Below are 22,193 nucleotides of genomic sequence, written 5' to 3'. Positions count from 1 at the left end.
AGGACTAAATGTAAAACCGGTTTCCACCACAAAAATTAAAATACAAGGTAAAATGAGGAAATCTTATTTACTGGGTTTTACGCTAATGTCCCTTTTGGGTGTAGTCCCAAAATCGTTTGCCCAATACCCCACCATTCCGCCGACTTTACAGGCCAAAGCCGATGAAGAACTCAAGGAAGTAGAAAGAATATCGGATCTAGCCTGGGCCAAAGCCAAACCTATAATAGAAGCAGAAGCTAAAAAAGGCAAACCCTATATTCCTTGGGCAGCAAAACCATCGGATTTGCCGCAGGCTAAAATACCAGCTTTCCCGGGAGCCGAAGGGGGCGGAGCCTTTTCGTTTGGTGGCCGTGGGGGTAAAGTAATTGTGGTAACGAGCCTGGCCGACGGCGGACCGGGAACTTTGCGCGAAGCCTGCGAACAAGGCGGTGCCCGCATTGTGGTATTTAACGTGGCTGGTATTATTAAATTAAAAAGCCCCTTAATTGTACGGGCTCCTTACATTACCATTGCGGGCCAGACCGCACCCGGCGACGGGGTTTGCGTAGCCGGCGAAACCATTTGGGTAAATACCCACGATGTGGTAATCCGCCACATGCGCTTCCGGCGCGGCGAAACCGAGGTTACCCGCCGCGATGATGCCATCGGCGGCAACCCGGTAGGTAATATTATTGTGGATCACGTTTCGGCTAGCTGGGGACTCGATGAAAACATGTCGTGGTACCGGCACATGTACGATCCGGGTGATGGCTCTAAACCGCAAAAATTACCTACCGTAAATATTACCATCCAGAACTCCATATTCTCCGAGTGCCTCGATACTTATAACCATTCTTTTGGTAGTACCATTGGTGGTTTAAACAGTACCTTCATGCGCAATTTGTGGGCCGATAATATTTCCCGGAATCCCTCTATTGGCATGTACGGCGACTTTGGTTTTGTAAATAACGTAATATTTAACTGGTGGAACCGGTCGGCCGATGGTGGTGATCACCGCTCGTTGTTTAATTTTATTAATAACTACTACAAACCCGGGCCCATTACGCCCAAAGATAAACCCATTGCTTACCGCATTTTAAAGCCGGAATCTAACCGGGACAAGAACGCCGTTAAAACTTTTGGTAAAGCTTATGTAAACGGTAATGTGGTGGAAGGCTTTGAGAAAGTAACGAAAGATAATTGGGCCGGCGGCGTACAGGTAGAAGACGAAGCTGATGCGGGTGGATATTTAAACCAAATCCGGGTAGATAAGCCTTTCCCGATGGCCCCGGTTAAAACCATGTCGGCTACCGAAGCTTACAGCTATGTACTAAATAATGCCGGCGCTACCTTGCCTAAACGCGACCCGGTAGATGCCCGCATCGTAGAGCAGGTAAAAACCGGTAAAATTAACAACAAAGAAGGCGGGGTTACCGGCGTAGGTAAAGAATTTGTGAAGCGCCGCTTACCCGTAGATTCTTACAAATTGGGTATTATCACGCACATCAGCCAGGTAGGTGGCTACCCCGAGTACAAAGGCACGCCTTACAAAGACTCTGACAAAGATGGCATGCCCGATGACTGGGAAAAGAAATACAACCTGAACCCAAACAACGCGGCCGATGCCATAGCCGACCTGAACGGCGACGGCTATACCAACATTGAGAAATATATCAACGGCCTTGACCCCAAAAAGAAAGTAAACTGGCAAGACCCCAAAAACAATATTGACCCACTAGCCAAAAGATAAGGTTTTGTTATCAACTAAAATAACTAACCAGGAACAGTCCCCCTTTGGAGGGGGTAGGGGGAGGTTTTTCACCACTAAAGAATTGGTATAGTTTACAGAGTTGTATTCTAAAAAGTAAAACAGATCAATCTCGACGATAATAAAAAGCCTTAAGCCATTGCGTAATTTATTTAAAATATTGCCTAAGCCTAAAAGGTATTATTTCCTGACAGGTCTGCTCGTTAGCTTGTTAAGCCTGCACTTCCCGGTCCTGGCGCAAAATAATAAACCGGCAAAACCCGCTTCACCAGTAGCATTAGGCAAAGACGGCCGGTTGGTTTATAGCCCCGATGCAAAAGGTAACCGCATTCCGGATTTCTCTTTCTGCGGTTACGCGGCCAGCGAAGCGCCTATCCCAAATGTGCCCATTAAAATGGTAGTACTAGTTCAGAAAGAGGATGCTACCCGCCGGATTCAGGCGGCCTTAGATTATGTAGCTGGTTTGCCTTTAGACAAAAGTGGTTTCCGGGGAGCAGTTTTATTACAAAAAGGAATTTACGAAGTAAGTGGGAGCTTAAATATTAAAACTTCCGGGGTGGTACTGCGTGGCAGCGGCATGAGCGAAGATGGCACAATATTATTAGCCGCTGGCAAAGATCGCCAGACTTTTATTACCCTAAACGGAGTGAACGATAAGCAACTGGGAACACCTGTAAAAATTAAAGATGCTTATGTACCCGTAAACGCCAACCAGATGCGGGTAGAAAACAGTCAAACGTTTAAAATAGGTGACCACGTCCAGATTCAACGCCCGAGTACCGCTGCCTGGATTAAAGCTTTAGGAACGGACCATTTTGGTGGCGGCATTACGGCCCTGGGCTGGAAACCGGGTCAACGAGATTTATTCTGGGATAGAAAAGTAATGGCGGTAACCGGTGAAACCCTGACCTTGGATGCGCCGATAACTACCGCTTTAGATGCCAATTATGGTGGCGGAACCGTAGCCAAGGTTAACTGGCCCGGCCGCATCAGCCGAGTAGGAGTAGAAAATCTGCGTCTCCGTTCGGCTTACGATAAAACTAACCCCAAAGACGAAGACCACCGCTGGATGGCAATTACCCTGGAAAATATTCAGGATGCCTGGGTGCGCCAGGTAATATTTGAACATTTTGCCGGCTCGGCCGTGGCGGTTTACGAAACAGCGAAGCGAGTTACCGTAGAAGATTGCAAATCCTTGGCACCCGTTTCCGAAATTGGCGGACAGCGCCGTTATACTTTTTTCACGAACGGTCAGCAAACGCTTTTTCAGCGGAATTATGCCGAACAAGGCTACCACGATTTTGCCGTGGGTTTTTGTGCCGCCGGCCCGAATGCTTTTGTGCAATGCGAATCCGTTTTGCCTTACAACTTTAGCGGAGCGATCGATAGCTGGGCCTCCGGCGTTTTATTCGATATTGTAAATGTAGACGGCCACGCTTTAAGTTTTAAAAATCGAGGACAAGATGGTATGGGTGCCGGTTGGAGTGCCGCCAACAGTGTTTTCTGGCAATGCGCCGCTGCTCGCATAGATAATTATTCTCCGCCAACGGCTCAGAACTGGGCATTCGGTACCTGGGCCCAATTTTCCGGTGATGGGCACTGGGAAGAATCAAACAGCCACATCAAGCCCCGCTCCTTATTTTACGCGCAATTAACCGACCGGCTGGGCAAAGAGGTAGGTGAGCGGGCACAACTGCTGCCCATGGAAACCGATGCTTCCAGTAGTCCGCCGGTAGCAGTAGCCATGGCCCTGACGGCCGAGGCCGTAAAGCCAGCGCCCCGCCTGGTTGATTGGATTGATGGCGCCCCGCAACGCAACCCCATTCCTACGCAGGCTGCCAAAGTAAAAACAATTGACCAATTAAAACTTAAAGCACCTATTGCGGCAACATCGGCGGCACCGCTGCACCTGGAAAATGGCTGGCTGGTGCGCGGCAAAGAAGTAATAACTGGTAAGCGCCAGGATGTGCCCTGGTGGTCGGGCTCATCCCGAGTTTACGCCTTGGAAAAAACCAAACCCCACATTACGCGTTTTGTACCGGGCCGCACTGGTCACGGCCTAACCGATGACCTGGCAGAGCTGACGGATAATATGAAAAAACAGGGACAAGTAGCCCTGGAACACAATTACGGCTTGTGGTACGAGCGCCGCCGCGACGACCACGAACGCATCCGCCGGATGGATGGCGAAGTTTGGCCGCCCTTTTACGAATTGCCTTTTGCCCGCAGTGGTAAAGAAACCGCCTGGGACGGCTTGAGTAAATATGACTTGACGAAACCAAATAATTGGTACTGGAGCCGCTTGAAAACCTTTGCCGACTTAGCGGACCAGAAAGGTTTGCTGCTGGTGCATCAGCAATATTTTCAGCATAATATTATCGAGGCCGGTGCCCATTACGCCGACTTCCCGTGGCGGCCAGCCAATAATATTAACGAAACTGGTTTTCCGGAACCGGTGCCTTATGCCGGTGACAAACGTATTTTCCTGGCCGAGCAGTTTTACGATGTAAACCACCCGCAGCACCGGGAACTGCACCGGGCTTACATCCGGCAGTGCCTGAATAATTTTAATGGCAATACCGGGGTGCTGCAATTAATCAGTGCAGAATATACCGGACCTTTACATTTTGTGCAATTCTGGCTCGATACCATTCGGGAATGGGAAAAAGAAACCGGCAAAAACGCGCTGGTTGGTTTAAGCACCACCAAAGATGTGCAAGACGCTATTCTGGCTGATCCAGCTCGGGCGGCAGTAGTAGATGTAATTGATATCCGGTACTGGCATTACCGCGAAGATGGCACCGCTTACGCGCCTGCTGGTGGGCAAAACCTAGCCCCGCGCCAGCATGCCCGCCTCGTAAAACCGGGTAAGTCTTCTTTTGCCCAGGTTTACCGCGCGGTGTACGATTACCGCCAAGCCAATCCCAGCAAAGCCGTCATGTACTCCGCCAGTAACTACGATCACGAGGGCTGGGCCGCTTTTTTGGCAGGTGGCTCTTTAGCCGAGATTCCGGTTGTGGCTCACCCGGGTTTCTTGCCGGCTGCTTCTAGCATGCAACCCTTGGATTTACCTAATCAACCTGCCGGACAATATGCTTTGGGTAATAAAAACGGGGAATATATTATTTACCAGGAAACAGCCGATGCAATTCCGGTCGATTTGAAAACGGCTAGGGGTAAGTTCCGGGTACGCTGGTTCGACCCGGCAACCGGTCAGCTCCAAAATGAAAAAAATAGTAGCAATGGGAAATTAACCGAAACAACAAACCTGCCGTCTGGTCCGGTGGTGGTGTGGATTTCCCGGCTTTAAGGCATACGCAAATATTTATGTGGTTTAAGACTAAAAGAATTTTGTTTGTTTGTTCCATTTGGGTGGTAAACTTATTAGTTGCAGCCTGTGCCTCGCAAAGGTTGCCTAATAAGTCTTCAAGCTTACCCAAACTGCGCATCTCCGAAAACAACCGTTATTTCATGACAGAAAAAGGCGAACCCTTTTTCTGGTTAGGCGATACAGGCTGGCTGCTACCTGCCAAACTTAACCGGGAGGAAGCCGAAAAATACCTCGAAAACCGCCGCCAAAAAGGCTTTAATGTGATTCAGATTAGTGTGCTGCATGGCATTGGTGCCGTAAATAGTTACGGCGATAGCGCTTTGATAGCCAGAAATCCGGCCAAACCTAAAGATACTGAAGGGAATAATTTTACCGACCCAGAACAATATGATTACTGGGATCACCTGGACTACATCGTGGATAAAGCCGCCGAAAAGAACCTTTACCTAGGCCTGGTACTTATGTGGGGCAACAATGTTAAAAGCAAGCAGGTTACGCCGGAACGCGCCACGCAATACGCTACTTTCCTGACGGAGCGGTATAAAGACCGGAATAATATTATCTGGTTAAATGGTGGCGATATCCGGGGCAGCGATTCGGTGCGGGTGTGGCAAAATATTGGGCAAGTCCTGCAAAAAACGGTGCCGGATCATTTGGTTACTTTCCATCCGCGCGGCCGTACTTCCTCCACGGCCTGGTTCCACCAGGAGCCCTGGTTAGATTTTAACATGTTCCAGTCGGGCCACCGCCGCTACGACCAGGATACCTCGGCCACCGACCTGCAATACGGGGAAGACAACTGGAAATACGTGCAGGTAGATTACCAGAAATCGCCCACCAAACCTACTTTAGACGGTGAGCCATCCTACGAAAAAATAGTCCACGGCTTGCACGATTTTACCCAACCCGTTTGGACCGACAGCGATGTGCGCCGCTACGGTTATTGGTCGGTGTTTGCGGGTGGAGCCGGGTATACCTACGGCCACAATGCCGTGATGCAAATGTTTAAACCCGACGATAAGAAAGGTGCCTTCGGGGTAAAAGATTTTTGGTATAACGGCATCGACGACCCTGGTGCCGGCCAGATGGTACACCTGAAAAAACTAATGCTTTCGCGGCCTTATTTCGAACGGGTTCCGGACCAAACCTTAATTGCCGGTGAGCAAGGCGAAAAATATGATTATGTATTAGGTACCCGCGGGCAGGATTACGCTTTTCTGTATACCTATACCGGGCGGTCCTTTAAAGTAAATATGGGAAAAATTGCCGGCCAAGAGGTAAAAGCATCTTGGTACAGCCCGCGTGATGGGCAGTTTACTGTTATTGGCACTTTCCCGAATACCGGGGTGCAGGAATTCAACCCGCCCGGCGAACCCCAAAACGGCAACGATTGGGTACTGGTTTTAGATAAAAAATAATGCTTCGGAAATTATTACCTGTTCTCTGCTTTTTAATATTTACCGCTTGCGGCAGCAAAGAAGTTTACCTATTTTCTTCTTTCCACGAGCCCGCGAACGAAGGCCTGCGCCTACTGTACAGCTACGATGGCTACAAATGGACCGACCTGAACAAAACTTTTCTGAAACCAGAAGCCGGCGCAAGTAAACTTATGCGCGATCCATCAGTGGTAAAAGGTCCGGATGGTACTTTCCACCTGGTCTGGACGACCGGCTGGCGCGGCGACCAAGGCTTTGGCTATGCTAGTTCAAAAGACTTGATTCATTGGTCGGAGCAAAAATTTATTCCGGTAATGCAGCATGAACCCACCACGGTTAATGTTTGGGCGCCCGAATTATTTTACGACGAGGACCTAAAGCTTTTTGTCATTATCTGGGCTTCTACCATTCCCGAACGCTTTCCGCGGGGCATCGAAGAAGAAAATAACAACCACCGGATGTATTACACCACCACGCCCGATTTTAAAACTTTTTCTGAAACTCGTCTTTTCCTCGACCCAGGCTTTAGCGTGATAGATGCGGTAATTGTAAAACAGGATAAAGGTAAATACGCCTTGGTGCTGAAAGATAATACCCGCCCCAACCGCAACCTGAAGATGGCTTTTGGTCCATCGGCTTTAGGGCCTTACACCGGCGTTACGGAACCCTTTACGGGTAATTTTATTGAGGGTCCTACGGTGGTAAAAATTAAAGACGAATGGCTGATATATTTTGATGTGTACCAGGAAAAAATCTACGGTGCCATGCGGACGAAAGACTTCAAAACCTTTACAGATATCACCAAAGAAGTAGACGTTCCCAAAGGCCATAAACACGGTACCATTTTTAAAGCTACTAAAAAACAATTGCAAAACTTACAGAAGGCAGCTGCCGCCAAGTAAATAAACCTGCAAACATAAATTTGTACCTGTTTTACTTTGATTATTTCATATATAAATATTATATTTATAAGTGATAAAACATTGATTAAATATTTTCCTTTGTCAGATTAACTTTTCATCCTCTTTAGAATGAAAATGGCAGTTTTCTTTAGGTATTGACAGAAGCTAATGATGCATATTTTCAAAAAGATTTCGGTAGTTGCTTGTTTAGGATTGGGTTTAATAACTGTGCAGGCCCAGGACACTGTGCGGTATACCGGCCAAACCTTATCTAACGTCGATTACCACCACGGACAACTTAGTCCGGCCGTTGGGGTGCATAATATTCAGGTATTTCGGGCCAACCGCGAGCACCCGGAACTGGCTGGCGGCCTGAACTGGACGTACAACCACGCGCCCATGCTGGCTTACTGGAATAATACTTTCTACCTGGAGTTTTTGAGTAACCCGGTAGGCGAGCACGTGCCACCCGGACAAACCTTATTGCTGACTTCCAAAGATGGTTATAGCTGGTCTAAACCCACGGTGATATTTCCGCCTTACCGCATTCCGGATGGCTGGAAAAAAGAAGGCTATCCCGGCGTTGCCAAAGATTTAGATGCCGTGATGCACCAGCGCATGGGCTTTTTTGTATCGAAGAAAAACCGCTTGCTGGCCCTGGCTTATTACGGCATAGCCATGGATGCCAAAGACGACCCGAACGACGGCAAAGGCATTGGCCGGGTAGTGCGCGAAATATTACCCAATGGAAAATACGGGCCTATTTATTTTATCCGCCATAACAGCACTTGGGACCAGAAAAAATCCAGCTATCCTTTTTACACCACCAGCAAAGACAAAGGCTTTGTAGCCGCCTGCAACGAATTACTGGCCAACCCACTCATGATGCAGCAGTGGGTAGAAGAAGCTGACCGCAACGATCAGCTTATTCCGCTGAAAAGAGAAATCAAAGCCTTTAATTATTACCATTTGCCGGATGGCCGGGTAGTAGGTTTGTGGAAACACGCCTTAACCTCCATCAGCAAAGACGGTGGTAAATCCTGGCAGTATAATCCCATCCGGGCACCGCATTTTGTAAACAGCAATGCCAAAATCTGGGGGCAAAAAACCTCTGATGGCCGTTACGCCACCGTTTATAATCCTTCGGAGTTTCGCTGGCCTTTAGCCATTTCTACCAGTGCCAACGGCCTGGATTATACCAATTTATTGTTGGTAAACGGCGAAATCACCCGCATGCGGTACGGTGGCAATTATAAATCTTACGGTCCGCAATACGTGCGGGGCATTGTAGAAGGCAACGGCACGCCACCAGATGGCAAAATGTGGGTGACCTACAGCATGAACAAAGAAGATATGTGGGTATCGTCGATTCCAGTGCCGGTAAAAGAAAAAGCCGAGGGCCCCGCCAACGAAGTATTTAACTTAATGCCGAACGGAAAAGAGTTAAAAGAATGGAATATTTACAGTGCTTTGTGGGCACCGGCTCAGATAGAAAAAACCGCGGATGGCACCAAAGCCCTGGCCCTGAAAGACTGGGACCTGTTTGAATACGCCAAAGCCGAGCGGGTGATTCCGGTTGCTAAAAAAGTTACCGCCGAATTTTCAATAACCCCGTCCCAAAACGACAAAGGTCAGTTAAATATTGAGTTTCAGGACGGCAAAGGTAATGCCGCAGTCCGGATGATTTTTGATGCCGACGGCAGCCTGAAAACCAAAGCCGGTTACCGCAATTCCAACCTCACGCAATACGAAGCCGGCAAGCAATACGATGTTAAGGTAGATTTAAACGTGGATACGCGCTCGTACGTGGTAACGGTAAACGGCAAAACCATTGGCACCCGCATCTTTTTTGCCCCGGTTCCTTCCATTGAGCGAATCGTTTTCCGTACCGGTGAAGTACGCCGCTTCCCCGATGCCGATACCCCCACCGACCAGAATTACGATGTGCCCAAAGCCGGCGAAAAAGACCAACTCGCTGCTTTTTACATCAAATCATTAAAAACCAGCGGGGCACCCTTGGAGACAACCTCCCGATAGCAACTTATTATTTTTGAATCAGGTGGTTTTTACAGATGCAACAGGGCTAAGCCAACGGAAATAAAAGAGGTAAAATGAATATTAAAATATACAAGAGCCGCAAATGGTTCGCTTATTTCGCTTTTGCTACCTTAATGGTAACAACCAGCAGCTTTAGCCCTAAAAGTTCAGCCGAAATCCTGCCGCTTAATATTGCAGTTCCGGTAGAAGGAGGAGAAAATATTCCGGTTAATCTAAAATGGTCGGAGCGGATGGCCCTCTCTACGGTTAAAAGAAATGCCTGGCTGCAGGATGTAAACAAGAACCCGGGCTGGGGCTACACGCAAGGCTTAATTGTTTATTCTTTTGAGCAAATCTGGAAGAAAAATCAGGATAAAAAATACCTGGATTATGTAAAAACCTACGGCACCCAAATGATTCAGCCGGATGGTACCATTAAAACCTACCAACCCGAAACCTATAATATTGATAATATAAACGCCGGCAAAAGTCTTTTTACCTTATACAAAGTTACCGGCGAGGAGAAATATAAAAAGGCTTTGCAACAACTACGGAACCAGATGAAAACGCATCCGCGTACCTCCGAAGGCGGCTTCTTTCACAAGCAAAAATATCCTTCGCAATTGTGGCTCGATGGCGCTTATATGGCAAGTCCTTTTCTGGCGCAATATGCTCAGGTATTTAATGAGCCTCAGCTTTTCGACGATGTAGCGCAGCAACTAATATTAATGGAGAAGCACCTCCGCGATGCCAAAACCGGCTTGCTTTACCACGGTTGGGACGAAAAGCGGGTGCAACCCTGGGCCGATCCGGAGACCGGCCGGTCCCGCAATTTCTGGGGCCGGGCTATTGGCTGGTATGCCATGGCTTTGGTAGATGTCCTGGATTATTTGCCTCAATCGCATCCGAAAAGAAAAGAATTATTAACCATCTGGCAGCGCCTGGTACCCGCCCTGCAAAAATACCAGGATACCGAAACCGGTTTGTGGTACCAGGTAGTGGACCAGGGTAACCGCGCGGGTAATTACCTGGAGGCTTCCGGCTCGTGTATGTTTGTGTACGCGATTGCCAAAAGTGTAAATAAAGGTTACCTGGAGGCAAAATATAAGCCAATAGCCCAGAAAGGTTTTAAGGGAATTATAGAGAAATTAGTCGAAGTAAAACCAGATGGTGAAATAAACCTGTTGCAGGTGTGCGAAGTGGCTGGCCTGAGCGATGACCGGAACGGCTCTTTTGCATATTACGTGAAAGAGCCCATTCGCATCAACGACCCTAAAGGTGTGGGGCCTTTTATTTTGGCCAGTCTCGAACTGAATAAATAATTTACTTTTAAAAGCTATTCCTATGAAAAAATTATGGCGTGCGATACTGGTGTTAAGCCTGCTTGTTGTTTACAGCGCTTCGGCCCAGGCCCCCAAATTCAAAAAAGGCATTCAGGTTGATGAATTTATTTTCGAGAAAGCTTCTTTTCCGGAAAGCCACGCGGCTACCATTGCCGAAACGCCGAAAGGATTAATTGCGGCCTGGTTTGGGGGCACGAAAGAAAGAAACCCGGACGTAGGCATTTGGGTGAGCCGCCAGGTAAATAACAAATGGACCGCCCCCGTAGAAGTCGCCAATGGCATTGTAAACGATACGCTGCGCTATGCCTGCTGGAACCCGGTGCTTTACCAAGTGCCCGGCGGCGAGTTGCAATTATATTACAAAATAGGTCCGAATGTGGCGGGCTGGACGGGCTGGTTAAAAACCTCGAAAGATAATGGCTTAACCTGGTCAAAGGCCCGGGCTTTGCCGGCTGGCTTTTTGGGTCCAATCAAAAACAAACCCGTATTACTCTCCAACGGTACCTTAATCAGCCCCTCCAGCACCGAAGGCAACGGCTGGAAAGTTCACTTTGAAGTAACGAAAGATTTTGGGAAAACCTGGGAGAAAATCGGGCCAATTAATGACGGTAAAACCTTTAATGCCATTCAACCGAGTATTTTGGTACACCGCGATGGCAAGTTGCAAATTCTTTGCCGGAGCAAAGACGCCGCCATTATCGAATCCTGGTCTTCGGATAATGGCCGTACCTGGTCGCCGCTGGCTGCCAGTGCCTTGCCCAATGCCAACTCAGGCACCGATGCCGTTACCTTAAAAGATGGCCGCCATGTATTGGTTTATAACCACGTTAAGCCACCGGTTGGCGCCAAGAATAATAAAGGTGCCCGCACCCCGCTTAACCTGGCCGTTTCTAAGGACGGCAAAAACTGGTTTGCCGCCCTGGTGCTGGAAGATTCTCCTGTCAGTCAATATTCCTATCCTTCGGTTATTCAGTCGGCCGATGGGATGGTGCACGTGGTGTACACCTGGCGGCGCGAACGCATTAAATACGTGAAAATAGACCCGAGAAAACTGGAGCTGAAGGAGATAAAAAATGAGCTCTGGCCCGGAACAACTACCGCCCAGAAAGCAGCCAATACCACCAACCCGGATAAAGATTTATAAGACTTAAGGATGAAACATAAAGAGAATCCTAATCCGGTAGAAGAAGTTAATCAGCATAAAATCAATCGCCGGGAATTTTTAGGTGCGACTGCTTTGGCCGTAATGGGTGGTTTATTGCTGCCGCGCAGTTTTGCTTTAGCAGGGCCAACTTCCAAATATTTCCTTCCGGCTGCGGTAAATAATCAGCGGTACAAAATTGCGGTAATTGATTTAATGATTCTGAAGCGGCAGAAGTTGAGCGCTTTGCAGTTAACGAAAGATATTGGTGCCGATGGGGTAGAGCTAGACATGGGTGGCCTGGGCAACCGCGAAACTTTTGAAAACCAGTTAGCCAACCCGGAAATTCGTCAGCAGTTTATCGATAAGGCGAAAGAACTTAACCTGGTATTCTGCTCGCTGGCTATGACGGGTTTCTACGCGCAATCTTTTGCCGAACGGCCCACTTACCAGCGCATGGTTGGCGATTGCATCGAAACCATGAAGCAGATGGGCGTAAAAGTTGCTTTCCTGCCGCTCGGTATTAAAGGCGATTTGGTGCAGCATCCGGAATTACGACCAGCCATTGTGGAACGGCTGAAAGTAGTAGGCAAAATGGCCGAAGCGGCCGGGGTTGTTATCGGCATCGAAACGGCGCTGGATGCCACCGGCGAAAAGAAACTGTTAAAAGATATTGGCTCACCGGCTATTCAGATTTATTTCAATTTTTCTAATCCCCTAAAGGCCGGCCGCGACTTGCATCAGGAATTAAAAATATTAGGCAAAAAGCGTATCTGCCAGATTCATTGCACCGACGAAGACGGCGTTTGGCTGCAACACAATACCCGCCTGAATATGCCTAAAGTAAAGCAAACCCTGGATAAAATGGGCTGGAGCGGCTGGCTGGTAGTAGAACGCTCCCGCGATGCGAAACAACCCCGCAGTGTAAAAGAGAATTTTAGTGCCAATACTGCCTACCTCAAATCAGTTTTCCAGACCGGATAACCTCTAATAATAAATTTCCACCGCCCATTCCTGATGAACCTTCAAACTCATTTAGTAAAAACCATATCCGGTTTATGCCTGCTCTTTACATTATTAGTTATTAACCCGGCTCAAGCGCAGCAGGCCACCTGGATTTGGTACCCCGGCGATTATGAAATCTGGCTGGCGAATGACATGCAGAACCGGCGCACCGAACGCGGCGCTTTCTTTCCGCCTTTCTGGCGCATGGACAGCCATTACGTGCTGATAGATTTTCACAAAGAATTTAACCTGGCTAAACCCGAGGAAGTAGAGCTTTATGCCGAAGGCCAGTATAATGTAAAGCTGGATAGTAAAATGCTGCCCGGTACTCCAACCAAGGTTACCATACCGGCCGGTAAACACAAGCTTAATATTAAAGTACACGCGCAGGATAAGGTACCGGCCATTTTTGTAAAGGGACCAACCATTGTGTCGGATTCGACGTGGTTGGTAACTTTCGAGGATAAAGAATGGATAGATGAAACCGGCAAAGTTTCGGGACAATCCGGTACTGCCTGGCTCAAGGCCGGCTCCTGGAATTTTAACGATCCTAATAATCTGCCCTCAAAATTTAAATTAGCAACCGAACCCTGGAAAGCCGCTAAAGTTACGCGGCAGCCAGGTTCCATCCTCGTTGATTTTGGTAAAGAAACTTTTGGTTTTGTAAAACTGCAAGGCCTGAAAGGCAAAGGCAAAGTATCGTTGTATTACGGTGAATCGCAGGAAGAAGCCCTAGCTACCGAAACCGGCGAAACCCTTGATCATTTGCAGGTAGACCGGCCGCAAGCGGTAGATATGGTACTGCCAGGTTCCCGGGCTTTCCGGTACGTGAATATTCAGTTTGATAATACCGTTAATATCGGCGATGTCTCGATGTTGTACGAATATTTGCCGGTAGCAGATCGTGGTAAATTCCGGAGCTCCGACCCAGAGTTAAATAAAATCTGGGACGTTGCTGCCTACACGCTACACCTGAACACCCGCGAATTTTTCATCGATGGCATCAAGCGCGACCGCTGGATTTGGTCTGGCGATGCTTACCAGAGTTACCTGATGAATTATTATTTATTGTTCGATTCGCCATCGGTAACCCGCACCCTTTTGGCCCAGCGGGGCAAAGACCCGGTTACGAGCCATATTAACACCATCATGGATTATACTTTTTACTGGTTCCTGGGCATCAACGATTATTACCAGTACACCGGCGATAAGAGTTTTGTAAAACAATTTTACCCGCGCATGCAGAGCCTAATGGAGTTTGCCCTAAATCGCCGCAACAAAAACGGCATGGTAGAAGGTTTGGCCGGCGATTGGGTTTTTATTGATTGGGCCGATGGCCTGAGTAAACAAGGCGAAGTGAGTTTCGAGCAACTGCTGCTTTGCCGGAGCCTCGAAACCATGGCGCTTTGCGCAAATATTGCCCAGGACCAGGAAGGTGCCCGGCGCTACAACGAATTAGCCGCCGAACTAAAAGCCAAATTATTCACGACTTACTGGGACCAGAACAAACATGCCCTCGTCCACAGCCGGGTTAATGGCCAGCCCACCGATAATGTTACCCGCTACGCCAACATGTTTGCCATTTTCTTCGATTACCTCAATGCCGGCCAAAAACAGGAGGTAAAGCAACATGTGTTGCTGAACGACAAGGTGCAGAAAATTACTACCCCCTACATGCGGTTTTACGAGTTGGAAGCTTTGTGTGCCATGGGCGAGCAGGATTATGTGTTAAAGGAAATGAAAGATTATTGGGGCGGGATGCTGAAACTAGGTGCTACCTCTTTCTGGGAAAAATACGACCCTAATGAAAAAGGGGCGGAGCATTATGCCATGTACGGCCGTCCGTTTGGCCGGAGTTTGTGCCACGCCTGGGGAGCCAGCCCGATTTATTTATTAGGCAAATATTATCTGGGCGTTAAACCCACATCCCCGGCTTATGCCACGTATTTGGTAGAGCCGGATTTAGGCGGTTTGGAGTGGATGGAAGGCAGCGTGCCTACTCCTAAAGGCGATATAAATATATATTGCAGCCAGAAGCAGATTAAAGTGAAATCCGGTGAAGGCACAGGTACGCTTCGCTTCCAAAGCAAAAACAAACCTTCCTCTAAAGGCAACAAAATAACGGCCAAAGGCAATAATACTTACGAAATGTTTATTGAGAAAGGGAAAGAATACGTGGTAGCTTATACCGCTAAATAAAGGTGCCGGACGTTATACTTTAGCTTTAAGATTCTATGTAAGCGGCAAAATATTGCTTTCCTTTTTGGTTTAGCGTCGCTAAATCAATTTAGCCTTTCTCAAATTATTGAAAAAGTCCCCCTTTGGAGGGGATAGGGGGAGGATTTAAAGATTAGATTGACAACTTTGGAGATTTCAGTCTAATTTTTTTTAGCATGTTATTAATAAAAAACTTTAACCATAGCTGATTTTTAAAGCATAAAGTTATTCGTGAAAAAAACCTTCCCTTGGGCTTATTTCTTAACATTCCTTTTTCTATGCTCAGTCGGGATAGTGCCCACACAAGCCCAGAATGTTGACGAAACCAAAGTGGCGCCTTACACCTTGCCCGATCCGTTGGTTTTTCAGGATGGTACCAGAGTAAAAACGCCGCGACAATGGCGCACCAAACGCCGGGCAGAAATATTGAAACTTTGCGAAAATGAAATGTATGGCCGTTCACCGGGGCGTCCGGCCAGCATGACTTTTAAAGTTTGGGAGCAAAATACCACTGCTTTAAACGGAACTGCTACCCGCAAACAAGTTACCGTTTATTTTAATGGTAAACCCGACGGACCCCAAATGGAAATATTGCTTTATTTACCCAATCAGATAAAAGGCAAGGTACCGGTGTTCTTAGGACTTAATTTCCAGGGTAACCATGGCGTTCATCCGGATACCGCAATTCGTATTTCGCCTAATTGGGTGTGGGCCGGAGCGGCAGGGGTGGTCAACAACCGTTCCACCGAAAAGTCACGGGGTTCTACCGCCAGCCGCTGGCCTTTAGATTTAATCCTGGCGCGCGGTTATGGGGTGGCTACCGTTTTTGCCAACGATATCGACCCGGATTATTTCGATAATTTTCAGAATGGTGTGCATGCCTTGTACCCTGAATTGCAAAACCGCGGCGATAATTTCAGTACCATGGCGGCTTGGGCCTGGGGTTTAAGCCGGGCGCTGGATTACCTCCAAACCGATCCCAATGTGCATCCGCAAAAAGTAATGTTATTTGGTTTCTCCCGCATGGGCAAAGCCGCCTTATGGGCCGGCGCCCGCGACGAAAGATTTGCCATGGTCATCAGTAATGAGTCGGGTGGCGGCGGCGCGGCCCTCTCAAAACGCAATTTCGGGGAAGATGTGGAACGGCTGAACCGGGGCAATCCGCACTGGTTTTGTCAGAATTTCCGGAATTACAACAAAAACGAAGCCGCCTTACCCTTCGATCAGCACATGGTTATTTCTTTAATAGCGCCTCGACCAGTTTACGTGGCCAGTGCTGAACAAGACTTGGGAGCTGATCCTTACGGCGAGTTTTTAGGCCTGAAGGGAGCCGATCCGGTATACCGTTTCCTTGGAACCCAAGGATTACCCTTAACAGAATTTCCAAAAATTCATCAGCCAATCTGGGGCCGGTTGGCCTACCATATCCGGGCCGGCAAACATGATGTTACACGCTACGATTGGGAGCAATTTTTAAATTTTGCGGACTATACCTGGAAGAAAAAGCAACAATAAATTAATTTGAAATGCCCTCCTTTCCAAAAAGTATTTCCTTCATCATTAATATGCCATTGCCAACTGCCGGTTTAGCTTTCATCTAGGAATCCTTTGTTATGGTTTTATGATTAGTTGGCAATTCCTCTAAAAATATCTTCATTATTCTGGTTTATTTTAAATATAAATAATTAATTTACAAATAAAATAATTGCACAGATCTCTTATCTGTTTCAAATGTTCTATTTTCCTAATGGAAACACAAGAGCGGTTCTTTAAGCAGATTAGATTTTTATTCTATTTAATTTAGTTAACGGCCAAAAAGCCTAAACCATGGAAAGAATTAAGGCTACTTATTTTATTGAAACGCCTTTACCGGTGGAGAAAGCCGCCGCTGTTTTAGCCGGGGAGCAATCTTCCGGTACTTTTGTGGCTGTACCCGGCGAAACCGAAGAATTAAAACAGCGGTTTGCCGCCCGGGTAGAATCTATCACGCCCGTAGAAACCGTTTCGGAACCCGGTATACCGGGTTTAAAGCTAAATGGCAGCGCCTACCACCGGGTTAATGTCGAAGTTTCTTGGTCCATCGAAAATTTTGGGTATAACCTGCCGGCCATGATTTCGACGCTGCAGGGCAACTTGTATGAACTAACCCAATTTACGGGTTTAAAACTGATGGATTTGGAGGTGCCGGATTCGTTTGCCACCCAGTTCAAAGGTCCCCGTTTTGGTATTGCCGGTTGTCGCCAGCTTACCCAGGTATCGGACCGGCCTTTAATCGGCACCATTATTAAACCCAGTATCGGCCTTACGCCAATCCAAACCGCTGACTTGGTAAAAACTTTAGCTGAAGCCGGTATAGATTTTATTAAAGATGATGAACTGCTGGTATCTTCGGGTAATTCGCCTTTTGAGGAGCGGGTAGATGCTGTGATGCGTGTGATAAACACTCATGCGGATAAAACCGGGAAGAAAGTAATGTATGCCTTTAACATCAGCGACGAAATAGATGTGATGTTGCGGCGCTACGAATATATTCTGGCGGCGGGTGGCACTTGTGCCATGATTAGTTTGAACAGTGTGGGATTATCGGGGGTAAAGAAAATCTGCGACCAGGGCCAATTGGCGATTCACGGGCACCGTAATGGTTGGGGCATGCTGAACCGCCATCCTTTGCTGGGGATTGAGTTTCCGGCTTACCAAAAAATATGGCGCTTAGCCGGCGTAGATCAGATTCACGTAAACGGCATTCAGAATAAATTCTGGGAATCCGACGATTCTGTGGTGCGGTCGATAGAAGCATGTTTAAAACCAATGTTGGGCGGGTTTTCAATATTGCCAGTGGTTTCTTCCGGGCAGTGGGGCGGACAAGCTCCCGAAACGTACCGCCGGACCAAAACCACCAATTTACTTTACATGGCTGGTGGCGGCATAATGGCCCACCCGGACGGGCCAGCCGGCGGCGTAGTGGCATTGCAGCAAGCCTGGGAAGCCGCCGTAGGCGGATTGACTGTAGCCGAAGCTGCGCAAAAATATGCTGAGTTTGGCAATTCTGTTAAAAAATTCGGCGCTACCAAATGAGTAGTCAGTCGAAAAATCTGATGCTGGCCTATTACGGTGATGATTTCACCGGCTCAACGGATGCGCTGGAATTTCTAAGCCGGGCGGGAGCCAGAACCGTGCTGTTTATGAATACGCCAACGGCCGCACAGTTAAGTCGCTATTCAGGTTTGCAGGCCATTGGGGTGGCCGGCATGACCCGGGCCATGGCTCCCGCCGAAATGGAACAGGAACTACGGCCGGCTTTCAGGGCTTTGCAGGCCTTGGGCATTACGCATATTCATTACAAAGTTTGTTCTACGTTTGATTCGTCGCCTACTATCGGGAGCATTGGTAAAGCCATTGAGGTCGGAGCCGTAATATTCCAGCCAGCTTTCGTGCCCTTGCTGGTAGCGGCTCCGGCGCTGGGCCGCCATTGTGTATTCGGAAATTTATTTGCCCGACTGGGTATTGGCAGCCAAGGCAATATTTACCGCCTAGACCGGCACCCTTCTATGAGTCGGCACCCGGTAACCCCCGCCGATGAAAGCGACTTACGCCTGCACCTGGCCAAACAAACTACAAAACAAATTGGCTTATTTGATATTTTGCAGGTAGACCGATCGGTTGAAGAAGGACAGAAAGTATTAGCCCAAATACTAGACCAAGGAGCCGAGATAGTATTATTTGATGCTTTGTATTCGGAACAAATGCCTACAATCGGACATTTGCTCGATTACTATGCTACCCCGGAAAAACCCTTATTTTCGGTAGGCTCATCGGGCATTGAAATGGCCTTGGGCCAATACTGGACGGAACAGAACCGCTTGCCGTTAACGCCAACATGGCATAATCCTGAAAAAGCTGAGCCGTTGCTAGTTGCTTCCGGCAGTTGTTCGCCGGTAACCGCCGGCCAAATTAGCTGGGCCCTGGAACAGGGCTTTGCTGAAATTGCCCTGGATACGGCTGCCCTTGCTCAATCTGGTCCGGATAATACGGCTAACTTAATGCAAAAATATTTAACAGAGGCGCTGGCGTATTTAGGTAACGGGCGCAGCGTAATTATTCATACCAGCCGCGGAGCTGATGACGAAAGAATCGGAAGAACAGGGGTTGTTTTAAACCAGAGAGGATTTACTCCGCAGCAAATTCAAAGTAAAACAGCCCAGCTTTACGGTACAGCTTTAGGCAACCTGGTACGGGTTATTCTGGAAAACAATACGGTGCAAAGAATTGTAATTGCCGGCGGCGATACCTCCAGTTATGCCGCCCGGGCGCTGGGTATTGAAGCCGTAGAAATGATTGCGCCGCTCTCGCCCGGTGCCCCGCTTTGTCGGGCTTATGCGCCGGGTTCTCCCGTAGATGGCCGCGAAGTAAACTTTAAAGGCGGACAGGTGGGGCGGGAAGATTATTTTGGTTTAGTAGCGGCCGGAAAATAGATATAAATATTTTAAAAACTATATAGATTTAGATAAAAGCCCTTCAACCTCTTTATTTCTGTTGAGCCCATTTCTGTCATTCAGGAAGAACCTATTTAGCAGGTAGCCAAATAGGTACCTCCTGAATGACAAAGGTGAGTTGCTTGACCTTTTTATTATCAAATTATAAAATATTACCGCACATAATTATTATTCACCACCAAATAGTACCTCATGAAACAGAAAACTTTAGGACTAATACATACTTCCGCTACCCTGGTACCCATGTTTCAGCAACTTTGCCAGCAGCAGTTGCCAGGAGTAAATGTATTTAATATTGTAGATGATAGCCTGATAAAAGATGTAATCAATCGGGGCGAACTTACGGCACTTACGGCCCGCCGGGTGGTGGATTACGTGGGTTCAGCGGAAGCGGCCGGTGCTGATTTTATCATGGTAACTTGTTCTTCCATAGGTGCCGCCGTGGAAGCTGCCGCTGCCCTCACCAGCGTGCCGGTGTTGCGGGTAGACCAGCCCTTGGCCGACCTGGCGGTGCAAACCGGAACTCGCATTGGAGTAATTGCCACTTTGCCCACTACTTTAGCCCCCACCAGCGATTTAGTAAAGCGGCGGGCTGCACTTGCTGGTAAAGAAATTCAGTTAACCTCCCGGCTATGCGAAGGTGCTTTTGAAGCGTTAATGAGCGGCGACACTGCTAAACACGATACCATGGTGGCGAATGCTTTGCGCGAACTCTCAAAAGAAGTAGATGTTATTTTATTGGCGCAAGCTTCCATGGCCCGCGTGGTGGACAGCTTAGCCGATAGCGATAAAAGGGTACCCATCCTGGCTAGCCCGCCCCAAGCCATTAAACACCTGGCTTCTGTCTTAATCTAGCTTGGTTTATGGAAAATTTCCGAAAAATCTGTTTGGGCCTAAGTGGGTTGTGTCTGCTGCTGTTATTAGTCGGTCTCGTTTTGGGGCAAACTATGCTTTGGCAACCAGCGGCAGTAGGGTTATCGGTTTCCCTCGCCATTGGCTTAGGAGCAGTACCCGCCCTAAAAGGCTTTCAGTATACCGCCTGGATTATAACGGCAGTGGTAGCCGGCATGATTTATCCCGCTGCATTCCTCAAATGGGGCGATTTTGACCTACGGAATAAATGGCTGATTTTAATAGTAATCCAGTTGGTAATTTTTGGCATGGGGCTTCACATGGGCATTAAAGATTTTGCTGGTTTAAAAAAATCCTGGCGCGGTGTGCTCATTGGGTTGCTGTGTCATTTTTCGATAATGCCGCTGGTTGGTTTGTTGTTAACGAAGGTGTTTTATTTTGAACCCGAAATTGCCGCTGGTATTATCCTGATTGGTTCCTGTTCGAGTGGGTTGGCATCCAACGTCATGGTTTTTATTGCCCGCGCAAACATGGTTTTATCCGTAACGGTTACGGCTATGGCTACTTTGGTGGCACCTTTCATCACTCCTCTATTAATGAAACTGCTGGCCGGAACTTTAATCCAAATCAGCTTCCTGGATATGATGGCCGAGATTATCAAAATCGTAATTGTACCTATTGGCGCCGCGCTTTTACACGATTACCTTAAAAATGCTTCGGCTAGTGGTAAAAGAAAGGTATACCTAATTACCGGGGCCTGTTCGATCTGGTTTGCGGTACTTGCTTTTGGCGGCTGGCAATATTTGGAGGCAAACACCGCACCTACTGTTTTACCCATAGTAGAATTATTAAGCTTTATGGCCGGAGCAGCGGTAGTTAGCGTTATCTATCATTGGTTAACGCTGCAATTTCCGAAACTCGACAGCATTATGCCGTTATTTTCCATGTTTGGGATTGTTTATTTTACAACGGTAACCACTGCGGCGGGTCGGGAGAATTTGTTGCAGGTAGGTTTTTTACTTTTCCTAGCTTCGGTTATTCATAATGGGGCCGGATATTTTTTTGGTTATTGGCTGAGCCGGTTTTTTGGCCTAGATAAAAACTCTGCGCGCACGGTGGCTTTTGAAGTAGGCCTGCAAAATGGGGGCATGGCTTCCGGGTTGGCCGGGACCATGGGAAAGTTAGGAACCGTTGGATTAGCCGCTGCGGTTTTTAGCCCGTGGATGAATATTTCGGGGTCTATACTGGCCAATTATTGGCGGCGTAAACCGGTGCTTGACGCTAATGAGCCTGCTGAAAAGAGACTTGAGCCAGCACCACAAGTGCCTGTTTAATATTTATTTTTTGGTGAGGAAGACAGGTTAGCCAGAAATATTCAATTATTCTCTTCTGTATGCTGATAGGTTCAAGATTAATCTTGAACCTATTTTTTTTAAAAGAATTCCTAATCCGTTGCGGATTATCTTTTGAAAGATTTCATCTTTCAATGCACACGTGCTAACTTCATTTAAAAGCCTAAGTTTGCTCAAGGCCGCGAGGCCCCGTTTGGTCATTCGGGCTGCTCATCTTTCCTTTGCTCGTACCTCGCAATGCTGCGCACCGGAAACCTGAAAGGCCCTCATCGCCCAAACTGATGTCAGTTGCTTGTAGCTACTGGCTTTTCGCATTAATGATGTTTTAAGTTCTAAA

14 protein-coding genes are annotated in these 22,193 nt (G+C 47.8%); all 14 read left to right on the top strand.

The window, feature by feature from the left end:
• Positions 1–52 precede the first annotated feature (52 nt).
• The 14 genes from AAE02nite_RS10510 (at position 53) to AAE02nite_RS10445 (ending at position 21,838) form a co-directional block, all read left to right on the top strand.
• Positions 53–1,729 (top strand): pectate lyase family protein, encoded by a 1,677-nt coding sequence (locus AAE02nite_RS10510; RefSeq protein WP_146897683.1) that lies wholly within the window; start codon positions 53–55, stop codon positions 1,727–1,729.
• Positions 1,730–1,907: 178 nt separating this feature from the next.
• Positions 1,908–5,057, top strand: a complete 3,150-nt coding sequence (locus AAE02nite_RS10505; protein WP_218033465.1) for a DUF6298 domain-containing protein — start codon at positions 1,908–1,910, stop codon at positions 5,055–5,057.
• A 17-nt stretch (positions 5,058–5,074) separates the two neighbouring features.
• Positions 5,075–6,496 (top strand): glycoside hydrolase family 140 protein, encoded by a 1,422-nt coding sequence (locus tag AAE02nite_RS10500; protein ID WP_146897682.1) that lies wholly within the window; start codon positions 5,075–5,077, stop codon positions 6,494–6,496.
• Complete coding sequence (locus AAE02nite_RS10495) at positions 6,496–7,416, top strand: glycoside hydrolase family 43 protein (RefSeq protein ID WP_146897681.1); 921 nt, start codon at positions 6,496–6,498, stop codon at positions 7,414–7,416. The genes AAE02nite_RS10500 and AAE02nite_RS10495 overlap by 1 nt, the downstream gene beginning before the upstream one ends.
• Positions 7,417–7,584: 168 nt before the next feature.
• Positions 7,585–9,453, top strand: coding sequence for a sialidase family protein (locus tag AAE02nite_RS10490; RefSeq protein ID WP_218033464.1), 1,869 nt, complete (start codon positions 7,585–7,587; stop codon positions 9,451–9,453).
• A gap of 74 nt (positions 9,454–9,527) precedes the next feature.
• On the top strand, positions 9,528–10,775 hold the full coding sequence (locus tag AAE02nite_RS10485) for a glycoside hydrolase family 88/105 protein (RefSeq protein WP_246150942.1): 1,248 nt from the start codon (positions 9,528–9,530) through the stop codon (positions 10,773–10,775).
• Positions 10,776–10,797: 22 nt separating this feature from the next.
• Positions 10,798–11,940 (top strand): sialidase family protein, encoded by a 1,143-nt coding sequence (locus AAE02nite_RS10480; RefSeq protein WP_146897680.1) that lies wholly within the window; start codon positions 10,798–10,800, stop codon positions 11,938–11,940.
• 9 nt (positions 11,941–11,949) lie between these two features.
• A complete protein-coding gene (locus AAE02nite_RS10475) occupies positions 11,950–12,921 on the top strand; it encodes a sugar phosphate isomerase/epimerase family protein (protein ID WP_246150941.1) in 972 nt (323 codons plus the stop codon).
• Positions 12,922–12,954: 33 nt separating this feature from the next.
• Complete coding sequence (locus AAE02nite_RS10470) at positions 12,955–15,141, top strand: alpha-L-rhamnosidase-related protein (RefSeq protein ID WP_146897679.1); 2,187 nt, start codon at positions 12,955–12,957, stop codon at positions 15,139–15,141.
• A 312-nt stretch (positions 15,142–15,453) separates the two neighbouring features.
• The gene (locus AAE02nite_RS10465) at positions 15,454–16,674 is read left to right on the top strand and encodes a glucuronyl esterase domain-containing protein (RefSeq protein ID WP_218033463.1); all 1,221 of its coding nucleotides are present in this window, start codon (positions 15,454–15,456) and stop codon (positions 16,672–16,674) included.
• Positions 16,675–16,986: 312 nt separating this feature from the next.
• Complete coding sequence (locus AAE02nite_RS10460; RefSeq protein WP_146897677.1) at positions 16,987–18,234, top strand: ribulose-bisphosphate carboxylase large subunit family protein; 1,248 nt, start codon at positions 16,987–16,989, stop codon at positions 18,232–18,234.
• Positions 18,231–19,631, top strand: coding sequence for a four-carbon acid sugar kinase family protein (locus AAE02nite_RS10455; protein ID WP_146897676.1), 1,401 nt, complete (start codon positions 18,231–18,233; stop codon positions 19,629–19,631). Before AAE02nite_RS10460 ends, AAE02nite_RS10455 begins: the two co-directional genes overlap by 4 nt.
• Before the next feature lie 213 nt (positions 19,632–19,844).
• Positions 19,845–20,507, top strand: a complete 663-nt coding sequence (locus tag AAE02nite_RS10450) for an aspartate/glutamate racemase family protein (RefSeq protein ID WP_146897675.1) — start codon at positions 19,845–19,847, stop codon at positions 20,505–20,507.
• Between the two features lie 8 nt (positions 20,508–20,515).
• Positions 20,516–21,838, top strand: a complete 1,323-nt coding sequence (locus tag AAE02nite_RS10445; RefSeq protein WP_146897674.1) for a bile acid:sodium symporter family protein — start codon at positions 20,516–20,518, stop codon at positions 21,836–21,838.
• Positions 21,839–22,193 lie beyond the last annotated feature (355 nt).

Source organism: Adhaeribacter aerolatus, assembly GCF_007991635.1.
Classification (GTDB): Bacteria; Bacteroidota; Bacteroidia; order Cytophagales; family Hymenobacteraceae; genus Adhaeribacter; species Adhaeribacter aerolatus.
Note: the sequence above shows the minus strand (reverse complement) of the source record. Positions and strands in the feature narration are given on the sequence as shown.

What these genes read in the sequence shown, in the direction of transcription:
- AAE02nite_RS10510 (WP_146897683.1), top strand. Translation starts at nt 53, where the DNA reads ATGAGGAAATCTTATTTACTGGGTTTTACGCTAATGTCCCTTTTGGGT.
- AAE02nite_RS10500 (WP_146897682.1), top strand. Translation starts at nt 5,075, where the DNA reads ATGTGGTTTAAGACTAAAAGAATTTTGTTTGTTTGTTCCATTTGGGTG.
- AAE02nite_RS10495 (WP_146897681.1), top strand. Translation starts at nt 6,496, where the DNA reads ATGCTTCGGAAATTATTACCTGTTCTCTGCTTTTTAATATTTACCGCT.
- AAE02nite_RS10490 (WP_218033464.1), top strand. Translation starts at nt 7,585, where the DNA reads ATGATGCATATTTTCAAAAAGATTTCGGTAGTTGCTTGTTTAGGATTG.
- AAE02nite_RS10485 (WP_246150942.1), top strand. Translation starts at nt 9,528, where the DNA reads ATGAATATTAAAATATACAAGAGCCGCAAATGGTTCGCTTATTTCGCT.
- AAE02nite_RS10480 (WP_146897680.1), top strand. Translation starts at nt 10,798, where the DNA reads ATGAAAAAATTATGGCGTGCGATACTGGTGTTAAGCCTGCTTGTTGTT.
- AAE02nite_RS10475 (WP_246150941.1), top strand. Translation starts at nt 11,950, where the DNA reads ATGAAACATAAAGAGAATCCTAATCCGGTAGAAGAAGTTAATCAGCAT.
- AAE02nite_RS10470 (WP_146897679.1), top strand. Translation starts at nt 12,955, where the DNA reads ATGAACCTTCAAACTCATTTAGTAAAAACCATATCCGGTTTATGCCTG.
- AAE02nite_RS10460 (WP_146897677.1), top strand. Translation starts at nt 16,987, where the DNA reads ATGGAAAGAATTAAGGCTACTTATTTTATTGAAACGCCTTTACCGGTG.
- AAE02nite_RS10455 (WP_146897676.1), top strand. Translation starts at nt 18,231, where the DNA reads ATGAGTAGTCAGTCGAAAAATCTGATGCTGGCCTATTACGGTGATGAT.
- AAE02nite_RS10450 (WP_146897675.1), top strand. Translation starts at nt 19,845, where the DNA reads ATGAAACAGAAAACTTTAGGACTAATACATACTTCCGCTACCCTGGTA.
- AAE02nite_RS10445 (WP_146897674.1), top strand. Translation starts at nt 20,516, where the DNA reads ATGGAAAATTTCCGAAAAATCTGTTTGGGCCTAAGTGGGTTGTGTCTG.